This window comes from Salinivibrio kushneri (assembly GCF_027286325.1).
Classification (GTDB): domain Bacteria; phylum Pseudomonadota; class Gammaproteobacteria; order Enterobacterales; family Vibrionaceae; genus Salinivibrio; species Salinivibrio kushneri_A.
In genome coordinates, this window is record NZ_CP114588.1 from 2,740,176 (window position 1) to 2,753,970 (window position 13,795).

Annotated in this window: 7 protein-coding genes, 4 tRNA genes and 3 rRNA genes; 4 read left to right on the forward strand and 10 right to left on the reverse strand. The window is 51.1% G+C overall.

The features are described from left to right. The first annotated feature begins 9 nt into the window (after positions 1-9). Together N8M53_RS12590 and ubiK are read left to right on the forward strand one after the other, a co-directional pair. Positions 10-3,102: a multidrug efflux RND transporter permease subunit gene (locus tag N8M53_RS12590; protein ID WP_269579017.1), complete on the forward strand. Its 3,093-nt coding sequence runs from the start codon at positions 10-12 to the stop codon at positions 3,100-3,102. Positions 3,103-3,195: 93 nt separating this feature from the next. Then, the gene (gene ubiK / locus N8M53_RS12595; RefSeq protein WP_077773151.1) at positions 3,196-3,462 is read left to right on the forward strand and encodes a ubiquinone biosynthesis accessory factor UbiK; all 267 of its coding nucleotides are present in this window, start codon (positions 3,196-3,198) and stop codon (positions 3,460-3,462) included. A gap of 71 nt (positions 3,463-3,533) precedes the next feature. On the opposite strand, the gene ilvC is transcribed toward ubiK, so the two are convergent. Then, positions 3,534-5,021, reverse strand: a complete 1,488-nt coding sequence (ilvC, locus tag N8M53_RS12600) for a ketol-acid reductoisomerase (protein ID WP_269579018.1) — start codon at positions 5,019-5,021, stop codon at positions 3,534-3,536. A 131-nt stretch (positions 5,022-5,152) separates the two neighbouring features. On the opposite strand from ilvC, the gene ilvY reads away from it, so the two are divergent. Next, entirely contained in the window at positions 5,153-6,016 is an 864-nt protein-coding gene (gene ilvY / locus N8M53_RS12605) for an HTH-type transcriptional activator IlvY (protein ID WP_269579019.1), read from the forward strand. Positions 6,017-6,094: 78 nt separating this feature from the next. Here ilvY and N8M53_RS12610 read toward each other — a convergent pair. The 7 genes from N8M53_RS12610 to N8M53_RS12640 form a co-directional block, all read right to left on the reverse strand. Then, positions 6,095-6,171, reverse strand: a tRNA-Asp gene (locus tag N8M53_RS12610). A 59-nt stretch (positions 6,172-6,230) separates the two neighbouring features. After that, positions 6,231-6,346, reverse strand: a 5S ribosomal RNA gene (gene rrf, locus N8M53_RS12615). 121 nt (positions 6,347-6,467) lie between these two features. Then, positions 6,468-9,354: ribosomal RNA gene (locus tag N8M53_RS12620) — 23S ribosomal RNA — on the reverse strand. Positions 9,355-9,666: 312 nt separating this feature from the next. Continuing rightward, positions 9,667-9,742, reverse strand: a tRNA-Val gene (locus N8M53_RS12625). Positions 9,743-9,751: 9 nt separating this feature from the next. Then, positions 9,752-9,827, reverse strand: a tRNA-Lys gene (locus tag N8M53_RS12630). A gap of 2 nt (positions 9,828-9,829) precedes the next feature. Next, positions 9,830-9,905, reverse strand: a tRNA-Glu gene (locus N8M53_RS12635). Positions 9,906-9,986: 81 nt separating this feature from the next. Beyond that, a 16S ribosomal RNA gene (locus tag N8M53_RS12640) occupies positions 9,987-11,556 on the reverse strand. The 16S, 23S and 5S rRNA genes sit together here with 4 tRNA genes alongside, the layout of an rRNA operon. A gap of 618 nt (positions 11,557-12,174) precedes the next feature. Between N8M53_RS12640 and N8M53_RS12645 the strand changes: the two genes are divergently transcribed. Continuing rightward, the gene (locus tag N8M53_RS12645) at positions 12,175-12,714 is read left to right on the forward strand and encodes a gamma carbonic anhydrase family protein (RefSeq protein ID WP_269579020.1); all 540 of its coding nucleotides are present in this window, start codon (positions 12,175-12,177) and stop codon (positions 12,712-12,714) included. Here N8M53_RS12645 and N8M53_RS12650 read toward each other — a convergent pair. Both N8M53_RS12650 and aroE read right to left on the reverse strand, forming a co-directional pair. Beyond that, positions 12,711-12,971, reverse strand: coding sequence for a DUF1488 family protein (locus N8M53_RS12650; RefSeq protein WP_096630355.1), 261 nt, complete (start codon positions 12,969-12,971; stop codon positions 12,711-12,713). The two genes, N8M53_RS12645 and N8M53_RS12650, sit on opposite strands and share 4 nt — an antisense overlap. Then, complete coding sequence (aroE, locus tag N8M53_RS12655) at positions 12,968-13,792, reverse strand: shikimate dehydrogenase (protein WP_269579021.1); 825 nt, start codon at positions 13,790-13,792, stop codon at positions 12,968-12,970. Before aroE ends, N8M53_RS12650 begins: the two co-directional genes overlap by 4 nt. Between the last annotated feature and the right edge of the window lie 3 nt (positions 13,793-13,795).

Sequence of the window (13,795 nt, forward strand, 5' to 3'; positions counted from 1 at the left end):
GAGGATGTGATGCGCTTTACTGATATTTTTATCCGGCGCCCCGTACTAGCCGCGTCAATCAGTATTCTGATTGCGCTGCTTGGTCTGCAATCTTTATTCAAGATGCAGGTTCGGGAATACCCGGAGATGACCAATACCGTGGTCACCATCACAACCAGCTATTATGGTGCCAGCGCCGACTTGATTCAGGGCTTCATCACGACGCCGCTGGAACAAGCCGTGGCCCAAGCTGATAATATTGATTTTATGACCTCAGAGTCGGTGCTTGGCTCCTCGACCATTACGGTCAACATGAAGCTCAATACCGACCCTAACGCCGCCTTGGCCGATATTCTGGCCAAGGTAAACTCGGTGCGTGCTCAGCTTCCTGCCGAGTCCGAAGATCCCTCGGTATCCATGTCGACAGGGTCAACCACCGCGGTGATGTATATTGGCTTCACCTCACCCGAACTCGACTCCAGTCAGATCACTGACTACCTCGAGCGCGTGGTCAAGCCTCAGCTGTTTACCGTGGATGGCGTCTCCAAAATCGACCTGTACGGCGGGGTCAAATATGGCCTACGTGTCTGGCTCGACCCTGAAAAAATGGCGGCATTTAAATTAGCAGCCACCGACGTGATGTCCGTGCTCGATGCCAACAACTACCAGTCAGCTACCGGTCAGGCGATTGGTACCTTTATGATCTATAACGGTAGCGCTGACACCCAGGTGTCTACGCCCGAAGAGCTGCGTAATTTGGTGGTAGATACTCAAGATGGCCGCGTCGTGCGTCTTGGGGATATCGCTAACGTCTCGCTCGAGAAAAGCCACGATCGGGTACGCGCACTGGCCAATGGCTCTGAAGCCGTTGTCGCCGCGATCAATGCTACCCCGTCGGCCAACCCCATCAATATTGCTGCTGACGTCATGGACATGTTGCCGGAAGTTGAGCGCAACATGCCAAGCAATATCGAGATGAATGTGCTGTATGACTCATCCAATGCAATCAATGAGTCCATCAATGAGGTAATCAAAACCATCATTGAAGCGGCACTGATCGTTTTGGTGGTGATTACCCTGTTCTTAGGCTCGTTCCGTGCGGTGATTATCCCCATTATTACCATCCCACTGTCCCTGATTGGTGTGGCACTGGTGATGGAAATGATTGGCTTCTCGCTCAACTTGATGACCCTGTTGGCGATGGTATTGGCTATCGGCTTGGTGGTCGACGATGCAATCGTGGTATTGGAAAACATCGACCGCCATATCAAGCTGGGAGAATCGCCTTTCCGCGCGGCCATCATAGGGACACGCGAGATTGCTGTGCCCGTGATTTCAATGACCCTGACGCTGGCGGCCGTGTATGCCCCTATCGCGATGATGGGCGGGATCACCGGATCGCTGTTTAAAGAGTTTGCGTTAACCCTTGCCGGGGCGGTGTTTGTCTCTGGGATTGTCGCGTTGACACTCTCACCGGTAATGTGTTCAACCATGTTGAAAGCCAACGCCAAGCCAAGTCGCTTTGAGCTTGCCGTGCACCGCTTCTTGGATGGCATGACCGACAAGTATGCGCGCATCCTCAGTAAGGTGATGCAACGCCGTCCTGTGGTGGTGTCCTTTGCGGTGATCGTCTTTGCCTCTTTGCCTGTGCTGTTTAACTTTATCCCCAGTGAGCTTGCGCCATCGGAAGATAAAGGCGTGGTGGTAATGATGGGTACCGCCCCCTCTACAGCCAACCTGGATTATATCCAAAACAGCATGGCGGAAGTGAACCAAAAACTTGACGAGCAACCAGAAGTGGCTTTTTCGCAGGTCTTCTCTGGTGTACCCAAGTCAAATCAAGCGTTTGGTATCGCCTCGCTGGTACCTTGGAGTGAACGGGAAGCCAGTCAGTCCGAAGTGGTAAAACGCATGGCTAACGAAGTGAAAGACATCCCTGGCATGAAGGTCACTACCTTTGAAATGCCAGAGCTACCCGGTGCTTCGTCTGGCTTGCCAATCCAGTTTGTGGTGACGACACCGAACAATTTCGAAAGTCTCTATCAAGTGACCGCCGAAATTATGTCAGAGGTACAATCTAGCCCGAATTTCGTCTATTCGGAGCTTAACCTCAACTTTGATTCGGCCACCATGAACATCAGCATTGATAAAGACAAAGCTGGGTCGTATGGCGTGACCATGCGTGATATTGGCGCCACCATTGGCACCATGATGGCCGATGGCTACGTCAATCGTATCGACTTTGATGGCCGCTCGTACGAAGTGATCCCACAAGTTGAGCGTAAATATCGCCTCAATCCTGAATCGATCGAGAACTACTACGTGCGTGCGGCCAACGGTGATTCCATTCCATTGGGCTCACTGATTGACATTGAAGTGACAGCGGAGCCTCGCTCACTGCCGCACTTTAATCAGCTAAATGCTGCCACTATCAGCGCGGTATCTGCACCAGGGGTCACCATGGGTACGGCGGTGGATTGGTTTGAGAGCAAAGCGGCAGAGTTGCCTAAAGGCTATCAGCACGATTACCTCGGTGAGTCTCGTCAATACGTAACCGAAGGCAGTGCGCTGTATGCCACCTTCTTATTCGCGTTGGCGATCATTTATCTGGTCCTTGCGATTCAGTTTGAATCCTTGCTCGACCCACTGGTGATCTTGGTCTCTGTGCCGCTCGCCATTTGCGGGGCTTTGATTGCGCTCGCATGGGGGCTGTCATCCATGAACATCTACTCACAAGTCGGGCTAATAACCTTGATAGGTCTGATTACTAAACACGGTATTCTGATCTGTGAGGTCGCCAAAGAGCAGCAACTGCATCATCAAGCCAGCCGAATGGACGCAGTGAAAGAAGCGGCCAAGATTCGTCTGCGTCCGATCTTGATGACCACTGCCGCGATGATTGCAGGCCTAATCCCGCTAATGTTTGCCACCGGCGCAGGCGCCGAGCAACGCTTTAGCATCGGGGTTGTGATCGTAGCAGGTCTCGCTATCGGTACGTTATTCACGCTATTCGTTCTGCCAGTGATTTATACCTATCTGGCCAGCAAGCACAAACCACTGCCTGTGTTTGTCGAAGACGATGAACTTGATAAGCTCGATGAAGACTATCGCGCATCACACTAACCCAAAGGGCCTTCGGGCCCTTTTCTTTTATCATCCTTTCGACAAGCTGTGCGTATTTACATAGAATAAAGACAGTTAATAAAGGAGTATTCCATGTTTGACCCCAAAAAACTTGAGCAAATGGCCAAGCAAATTCACGACGCCATGCCTCAGCCTGTTAAAGAGTTAGGCACGGATATGGAAAGCCGTGTGCGCCAAGCTATTCAAGGCCAGCTCACCAAGCTCGACGTGGTAAGCCGTGAAGAGTTTGATGTGCAAACTCAGGTGTTGCTACGCACCCGTCAAAAGCTCACCGAGCTCGAAGCCAAGCTTGAAGCCATGGAAGCAAAAGTGGATCAGTCGGCAGATAATCAAGAGTAAACTGCACGTACACAAAAAAGCCTGACCCTCAGGCCAGGCTTCTCTTTCCACTTTGTGTCGAACGCTAAGCGTTATGCGTTATCGAGCGCAATCTGCTTCATATCGGTCATATAGCCGCGCAATTCCTCGCCGATATACTCAATCGGGTGGTTACGGATACGGTCATTGACCTCGATTAAGGTGGCGTTGTCGACCTGATTGGAGGTTTCTCCAAGTCCTTTACCAATCACATCAGCACCCACTGTTGGCATAAAGTGCTCGCGCAGCAGCGGTGTCGCGACGTTTGCAAATAGGTAGTTACCGTACTCAGCCGTGTCTGAAATGACCACGTTCATTTCATAAAGACGCTTACGCGCAATGGTATTGGCAATCAAAGGCAGTTCGTGCAATGACTCGTAATACGCTGACTCTTCGATAATGCCGGATGACACCATCACTTCAAAAGCGAGCTCAACCCCTGCACGCACCATCGCGACCATCAAAATACCGTTATCAAAGAACGCTTGCTCACTGATGCTTACATCCGACTCGGGATAATTTTCAAAAGCAGTCTGTGCCGTTTCTTCACGCCAAGTGAAAAGGTCTTTATCGTCGTTATCCCAATCGGCCATCATGGTTGCAGAGAAATGACCAGAGATAATGTCATCCATGTGCTTGTTATAAAGGGGACGCATCAGTTCTTTAAGCGACTCTGACAGCTCAAAAGCTTTGACTTTCGCAGGGTTAGACAGGCGATCCATCATATGGGTGATACCACCGAACTTCAGCGCTTCCGTAATGGTTTCCCAGCCATACTGAATCAGTTTGCCCGCATAACCTGGCTCAACACCCTCTGCGATCATTTTCTCATAACAAACGACGGATCCAGCCTGCAGCATGCCACACAGGATGGTTTGTTCGCCCATCAGATCGGATTTCACTTCTGCTACGAATGAGGATGCAAGTACGCCAGCACGGTGACCACCGGTAGCGGCTGCCCAGGCTTTCGCAATCTCAAAGCCTTCACCTTTAGGATCATTTTCTGGGTGAACAGCAATCAGGGTCGGAACACCAAAGCCGCGTTTGTATTCTTCACGCACCTCGGTACCCGGGCACTTTGGCGCAACCATAACCACAGTAATGTCTTCACGGATACGCTGACCGACTTCGACAATATTAAAGCCATGTGAGTAACCAAGCGCAGCACCCTCTTTCATCAGTGGCATCACGGTTTCAACCACGTTGGAGTGCTGTTTATCTGGCGTAAGGTTAATCACCAAGTCTGCCTGTGGGATCAAATCTTGGTAGCTACCTACTTCAAATCCATTTTCGACCGCGTTCTGATAAGAAGGACGTTTTTCATCAATGGCAGCCTGACGTAGTGCATAAGCCACATCAAGGCCCGAGTCGCGCATGTTTAAGCCTTGATTGAGCCCTTGCGCACCGCAGCCTACAATCACCACTTTCTTACCTTTGAGGAATTCAGCCTCAGACGAAAATTCGTCACGATCCATAAATCGGCATACGCCTAATTGTTCCAATTGTTGACGCAAATTCAGGGTATTAAAGTAGTTCGCCATGGTGTGCTCCATTGATTCAAATCCGTGATTGGGTGTGTTTTCACCGCCTATTTTTGATACTACCCTAACCACTATATTGCCTAAAGTGATATATTCACAACATAACATTGCAATTACAGCAACGTGAAATCATGAATGCAAAGCAACTCACGGGCTTTCTCCACCTCTGTGACACCAAAAGCTATACCCGGGCCGCACAAGCAATGCACGTCAGCCCTTCTGCGCTGAGCCGAATCATCCAACGTCTCGAAGAAGATATTGGTCAGCCGTTGTTTATTCGTACCAATAAAGCGGTCGATCTCACCCCAGCAGGTAAAACGCTGCTTCCCGTCGCACGCGATATCCTGCAGCTTTGGCACACCACGAAGGCCAGTATCAATGAACATGCCTCCTTGCTCGGCGGTAAGCTCACGCTCTTTTGTTCAGTCACGGCAAGCTATAGCCATTTACCTGAGCTCCTCGCGCGGTTTCGTCAGCAATACCCAAATATCGAGCTACAACTGCTGACCGGCGACCCCGCTCAAGCAGAAGAGAAGGTGCAAGACAACAGCGCCGACATTGCTATTGCCGCTAAACCCAAGCGCTTGTCATCCAGCTTGGTGTTTCAACCGATTGATACAGTCAGTTTGTCAGTTATCGCACCGGCAATGGCCAGTAGCGGCATTGACCTACAAGCCATTGACTGGCAGCACACACCGTTAATCTTGCCCGAAGCAGGGACAGCGCGCGAACTCGCTGATCAATGGTTGACCAGTAAAGGTATCGAGCCAAACGTCTACGCACAAATAGCAGGCCATGAGGCGATTGTCAGTATGGTGGCATTGGGCTGTGGTATTGGTGTCGCGCCAGATGTGGTGATTGATAACAGCCCAGTAAAAGACAAGGTTGAGCGCTTACGCCAAGAAATTGTGCAACCTCTCGAACTGGGCCTTTGTTGTAAAGCTTCCCGCTCAAAAGAGCCTTTACTCAACGCCCTACTCGATGTCATGCGATAAACACAAAAAGCCCCAACACAATGATGCTGGGGCTTAAACGCAAAAAACCCCAGCTTTTCAGCTAGGGTTTCTAAGTAGTGGCGGAGTGGACGGGACTCGAACCCGCGACCCCCGGCGTGACAGGCCGGTATTCTAACCAACTGAACTACCACTCCGCACCAATTCTGTATGATTAAAGGCTTATATCTCTTTGCTTTAATCAATTGTAATCAAAGCCTGGCGATGTCCTACTCTCACATGGGGAGACCCCACACTACCATCGGCGCTGCTTCGTTTCACTACTGAGTTCGGCATGGAGTCAGGTGGGTCCAAAGCGCTATGGTCGCCAAGCAAAATTTTGTTTTGTCTTCACTTTTCTAAAAGTGAAAACCATCAACCTAGAAAGCTGTTCGTTCTCGCCACAATCAACTGGCTTTATTTTAAGTCCAACCCAAAACCTCTTGGGTGTTGTATGGTTAAGCCTCACGGGCAATTAGTACAGGTTAGCTCAACGCCTCACAGCGCTTACACACCCTGCCTATCAACGTTCTAGTCTAGAACAACCCTTTAGAGAGCTCGAAGCTCTAGGGATGACTCATCTCGGGGCCAGCTTCGCGCTTAGATGCTTTCAGCGCTTATCTGTGCCGAACTTAGCTACCGGGCAATGCGTCTGGCGACACAACCCGAACACCAGCGGTTCGTCCACTCCGGTCCTCTCGTACTAGGAGCAGCTCCCCTCAATCATCCAACGCCCACGGCAGATAGGGACCGAACTGTCTCACGACGTTCTAAACCCAGCTCGCGTACCACTTTAAATGGCGAACAGCCATACCCTTGGGACCGACTTCAGCCCCAGGATGTGATGAGCCGACATCGAGGTGCCAAACACCGCCGTCGATATGAACTCTTGGGCGGTATCAGCCTGTTATCCCCGGAGTACCTTTTATCCGTTGAGCGATGGCCCTTCCATTCAGAACCACCGGATCACTATGACCTACTTTCGTACCTGCTCGAGCCGTCACTCTCGCAGTTAAGCGGGCTTATGCCATTGCACTAACCTCACGATGTCCGACCGTGATTAGCCCACCTTCGTGCTCCTCCGTTACGCTTTGGGAGGAGACCGCCCCAGTCAAACTACCCACCAGGCACTGTCCTCACCCCAGATAATGGGGCTAAGTTAGAACATCAAACATACAAGGGTGGTATTTCAAGGATGGCTCCACAGCAACTGGCGTCGCCGCTTCAAAGCCTCCCACCTATCCTACACATGTAGGCTCAATGTTCAGTGCCAAGCTGTAGTAAAGGTTCACGGGGTCTTTCCGTCTAGCCGCGGGTACACAGCATCTTCACTGCGATTTCAATTTCACTGAGTCTCGGGTGGAGACAGCGTGGCCATCATTACGCCATTCGTGCAGGTCGGAACTTACCCGACAAGGAATTTCGCTACCTTAGGACCGTTATAGTTACGGCCGCCGTTTACCGGGGCTTCAATCAATGGCTTCTCTTGCGATAACCACATCAATTAACCTTCCGGCACCGGGCAGGCGTCACACCGTATACGTCATCTTTCGATTTTGCACAGTGCTGTGTTTTTAATAAACAGTTGCAGCCACCTGGTATCTGCGACTGCCCATAGCTCCATCCGCAAGGGACTTCACCGCGGGCAGCGTACCTTCTCCCGAAGTTACGGTACCATTTTGCCTAGTTCCTTCACCCGAGTTCTCTCAAGCGCCTTGGTATTCTCTACCCGACCACCTGTGTCGGTTTGGAGTACGGTTCCTACTTACCTGAAGCTTAGAGGCTTTTCCCGGAAGCATGGCATCAATGACTTCACCACCTTGGTGGCTCGACATCGTGTCTCGGCCTTGATTTCCCGGATTTGCCTAAGAAATCAGCCTACGCACTTGAACCTGGACAACCATCGCCAGGCCCACCTAGCCTTCTCCGTCCCCCCATCGCAGTAAGTAGCAGTACGGGAATATTAACCCGTTTCCCATCGACTACGCCTTTCGGCCTCGCCTTAGGGGCCGACTTACCCTGCCCCGATTAACGTTGGACAGGAACCCTTGGTCTTCCGGCGAGGAGGTTTTTCACCCCCTTTATCGTTACTCATGTCAGCATTCGCACTTGTGATACCTCCAGCAAGCCTCTCAGCTCACCTTCAACAGCTTACACAACGCTCCCCTACCCAATATCCATAAGGACATTGCCGCAGCTTCGGTGTATCGCTTAGCCCCGTTACATCTTCCGCGCAGGCCGACTCGACCAGTGAGCTATTACGCTTTCTTTAAATGATGGCTGCTTCTAAGCCAACATCCTGGCTGTCTGAGCCTTCCCACATCGTTTCCCACTTAGCGATAACTTTGGGACCTTAGCTGGCGGTCTGGGTTGTTTCCCTCTCCACGACGGACGTTAGCACCCGCCGTGTGTCTCCCGGATAGTACTTACTGGTATTCGGAGTTTGCAAAGGGTTGGTAAGTCGGGATGACCCCCTAGCCTTAACAGTGCTCTACCCCCAGTAGTATTCGTCCGAGGCGCTACCTAAATAGCTTTCGGGGAGAACCAGCTATCTCCGAGTTTGATTGGCCTTTCACCCCTAGCCACAGGTCATCTCCTAACTTTTCAACGTTAGTGAGTTCGGTCCTCCAGTTGATGTTACTCAACCTTCAACCTGCCCATGGCTAGATCACTCGGTTTCGGGTCTAATGCAAGCAACTCGACGCCCAGTTAAGACTCGGTTTCCCTACGGCTCCCCTATGCGGTTAACCTTGCTACTTACATTAAGTCGCTGACCCATTATACAAAAGGTACGCGGTCACCCCACTAGGAGGCTCCCACTGCTTGTACGTAGACGGTTTCAGGTTCTATTTCACTCCCCTCACAGGGGTTCTTTTCGCCTTTCCCTCACGGTACTGGTTCACTATCGGTCAGTCAGGAGTATTTAGCCTTGGAGGATGGTCCCCCCATGTTCAGACAAGATATCACGTGTCCCGTCCTACTCGTTTTCACGTCTAAGGCGCCGTCGGTTACGGGGCTATCACCCTTTATTGCCAGGCTTTCCAACCTGTTCACCTAACGCCTAAGCCGCTTAAGGGCTGCTCCGGGTTCGCTCGCCGCTACTGCCGGAATCTCAATTGATTTCTTTTCCTTCGGGTACTTAGATGTTTCAGTTCCCCGAGTTCGCCTCTTAGCGCTATGTATTCACGCTAAGATACCTGCTTATGCAGGTGGGTTTCCCCATTCGGACATCGATGGCTCAAATGCTTCTTACCAGCTCACCATCGCTTTTCGCAGGTTAGTACGTCCTTCATCGCCTCTGACTGCCAAGGCATCCACCGTCTACGCTTAATCACTTAACCATACAACCCCAAGAGGTTTTTTTTGCGCGAGATTGTCTAAAAAAGAAATCTGCGTCGCAAAACCACTGAGTGTTGAATCATCAACTAATTAAGGTTTTGTTTTTGCCGGACTCAAAATAGAGACTTTGCTTATCACTAAGACAAAGCCCAAGCACACTTGATTGTGTGAGTGACATTACATGTCACTGATTGAGAACTTTACTGTCATTCTTTAAAGAATGACTTGTCAGCTTTCCAGATTGTTAAAGAGCATGTCGTTTATTGCTAAATAAACCACGTTCTAAAGATTCTTAAGTAAAAACCTTTAAAGCGTGGTGGGCGATACCGGGCTCGAACCAGTGACCCCCTCCTTGTAAGGGAGGTGCTCTCCCAACTGAGCTAATCGCCCACAATAGTGTGGTGGGTTGTACAGGATTCGAACCTGTGACCAATTGATTAAAAGTCAACTGCTCTACCAACTGAGCTAACAACCCAATGGCGTCCCATAGGGGAGTCGAACCCCTGTTACCGCCGTGAAAGGGCGGTGTCCTAGGCCTCTAGACGAATGGGACACACTGATATGTTTGGGAACATATCCTCTTTAATACTTCAACCTATACAATCTGTGTGAACACTCGCAACAATAGCGTCAGTAAGGAGGTGATCCAGCCCCAGGTTCCCCTAGGGCTACCTTGTTACGACTTCACCCCAGTCATGAACCACACCGTGGTAAACGCCCTCCCGAAGGTTAAGCTATCTACTTCTGGTGCAGCCCACTCCCATGGTGTGACGGGCGGTGTGTACAAGGCCCGGGAACGTATTCACCGTGGCATTCTGATCCACGATTACTAGCGATTCCGACTTCATGGAGTCGAGTTGCAGACTCCAATCCGGACTACGACAGACTTTAAGGGATTCGCTCCACTTCGCAGCTTCGCTGCCCTCTGTATCTGCCATTGTAGCACGTGTGTAGCCCTACTCGTAAGGGCCATGATGACTTGACGTCGTCCCCACCTTCCTCCGGTTTATCACCGGCAGTCTCCCTGGAGTTCCCACCATTACGTGCTGGCAAACAAGGATAAGGGTTGCGCTCGTTGCGGGACTTAACCCAACATTTCACAACACGAGCTGACGACAGCCATGCAGCACCTGTCTCAGCGCTCCCGAAGGCACTCCTCTATCTCTAAAGGATTCGCTGGATGTCAAGAGTAGGTAAGGTTCTTCGCGTTGCATCGAATTAAACCACATGCTCCACCGCTTGTGCGGGCCCCCGTCAATTCATTTGAGTTTTAACCTTGCGGCCGTACTCCCCAGGCGGTCTACTTAATGCGTTAGCGCCGAAAGCCAAAGTCTTAAACCTCAACCTCCAAGTAGACAGCGTTTACGGCGTGGACTACCAGGGTATCTAATCCTGTTTGCTACCCACGCTTTCGCATCTGAGCGTCAGTCTTTGTCCAGGGGGCCGCCTTCGCCACTGGTATTCCTTCAGATCTCTACGCATTTCACCGCTACACCTGAAATTCTACCCCCCTCTACAAGACTCTAGCCTGCCAGTTTCAAATGCGGTTCCGAGGTTGAGCCCCGGGCTTTCACATCTGACTTAACAAACCGCCTGCATGCGCTTTACGCCCAGTAATTCCGATTAACGCTCGCACCCTCCGTATTACCGCGGCTGCTGGCACGGAGTTAGCCGGTGCTTCTTCTGCAGCTAACGTCAAGCAATGCACGTATTAAGTACACCACCTTCCTCACTGCTGAAAGTGCTTTACAACCCGAAGGCCTTCTTCACACACGCGGCATGGCTGCATCAGGGTCTCCCCCATTGTGCAATATTCCCCACTGCTGCCTCCCGTAGGAGTCTGGGCCGTGTCTCAGTCCCAGTGTGGCTGATCATCCTCTCAAACCAGCTAAGGATCGTTGCCTTGGTAAGCCATTACCTTACCAACTAGCTAATCCTAACTGGGCCCATCCCAACGCGATAGCTTACATGTAGAGGCCACCTTTGGTCCCAGCTCGTAATGAACTAAGACATTATGCGGTATTAGCCGTCGTTTCCAACGGTTATCCCCCTCGTCAGGGCAGGTTCCCAGCCGTTACTCACCCGTCCGCCGCTCGACGCCCAGCAAATCCACCGAAGCTTCAATGCTGCCGTTTCCGCTCGACTTGCATGTGTTAGGCCTGCCGCCAGCGTTCAATCTGAGCCATGATCAAACTCTTCAATTTAAGTTCTTTTGTTCGCTTTCCCAAAAGGAAAGACAAACGGCTCGATAAATACTGTTTTGTTCGTCTCTTACGAGACAAACGAATTGACTGTGCCGAACAACTATAAAAGTTGTCGTTTGGTCACTCAGTTCATCGAATAAATCTTTTTGTCTATTCTCAACGAGTGCCCACACAGATTGCATAGGTCAAATTGTTAAAGAGCGTTGACTGTGCGAAGCTGCGCTTCGCTTGGTCAGGGCTGCGTATCTTACGCGCCTTGCCGTTAAAGTCAAGAAGAAATTTTATCTTTTCTTTTCAACCCAGCTGGGTGAAACAAAACCTCTTTTTGACTTCCCTAACGCTTGGCGTTAAGTAGGCCGGCAATGTTAATCATTTAAAAACTGACGTCAAGCGTTTATTTTTATTTGATTTTTTGCCTCGACATATTCGCTAAGCGCTTGCCCTGCGTGCCGTGTCGATGGAGGCGCATTATAGAGAAGCTGATCAGGTTGGCAAGTCCTTTTTAGGCGTTTTTTAGAAAAAAACTGTCACTCGCTGTTTTTTTACTCGCTAGGGTGTAAAACTGGTATCAAACTCGCCGCTATTTAACGCTGTTAAGAGATAAAAGAGGGATTTGTGATGGCAAAACAGTTGCGCACTTATAAAGGCATGACGCCTCAGCTTGGCGAACGCGTCTATATTGATGAATCCAGTGTATTGGCTGGCGATATCACGCTAGGTGATGATGTGAGTATTTGGCCGCTGGTTGCGGCACGTGGTGACGTGAACCATATCCAGATTGGCGCACGGACCAATGTACAAGATGGATCAGTCCTTCATGTCACCCATAAAAATGCCGAAAACCCACAAGGTTACCCGCTGATCATTGGCGAAGAAGTGACAATCGGCCACAAGGTCATGTTACACGGCTGCCGGATTGGCAACCGAGTTCTAGTGGGAATGGGGACGATTATTCTTGATGACGCTGTGATTGAAGATGAAGTGCTAATTGGCGCAGGCAGTTTAGTCCCGCCCGGAAAACGCTTAGAGAGCGGCTACCTGTATGTTGGCTCACCGGTCAAACAGGTTCGCCCCCTCACTGACAAAGAGCGCGCCTATTTTGCACGCTCAGCGCAAAACTATGTCGACACTAAAGACATCTACCGCTGCGAGCACTAGATCACCAAGCTGCCATCGGGTTCAAACGCTTCTGATTCGATGGCCGCTTCCATTTGCTCTTCAATATCAAACCAAACCTGTTCGACAATCGCCTGCGCATTATCCGAGTCCACCGCACAGCCGGCGAGCGCAGATAAGGTGGCAAAGCGGACAGCGCATGTTAATAACGCACCATTAAGTTGGCCGTAGAAACAAACACGCGCCTTTGCGGTATCGACCTGCGCTTCGTCCGCAGCCAGAATAAGGGATTGATTCATCGACTGAGTGCCTCTCTTAACTGCTCGCGCACACGTTCGGTTTGCGGCCGACAGCCACGCCATATAGCAAAGCTTTCCGCCGCTTGTTCCACCAGCATGCCCAAGCCGTCTAAACATCGCCCTGCTCCTTGGCGTTGCGCCCATTGGTTGCTAGTTGTACAGCCAGCTTGATACACCATGTCATAGACAGTGGTCGCTGGACCAATCGCTCCTTGCGGGAGAGGGGGATGGCTTTGATGTAAGCTTGCCGAGGTCGCATTAATGATCACATCAACGGGCGCCGCCATGGGTTTATCCACGGCATGACTGGCGATCGGTCCGGCCTCACCAAATGCAGCGGCTAATTGCTGGGCTTTTTGCTCAGTGCGATTCACTATCATCAGCAATGCTGGCTCTTGCTCCAGTAAAGGAAGCAACACACCCCTTGCTGCACCGCCTGCTCCCACAACCATAATGCGCTTATCGCGCAGTGCCACATGGTGGTAGTGTAAGTCAGTTACCAAACCTGCCCCGTCCGTATTATCACCCAGTAGGGAACCATCGCTTTGCTTAACCAGCGTATTCACGGCACCGGCGCGGTGGGCACGCTCTGTCAGTGTGTCAGCCCAGTCATACGCTTGCTGTTTAAAAGGCACGGTCACATTGGCGCCGCGCCCTCCTTGCGCAAAAAACGCCTGCATGGTGGTCACAAAGCCTTCAAGCGGCGCCTCAATGGCTTGATAGTCGATGTCTTGTTGAGTTTGCGTCGCAAATGCGGCGTGGATCTGCGGCGACTTACTGTGGCCAATCGGGTGGCCTACCACGCAATAACGATCGGTCATCCG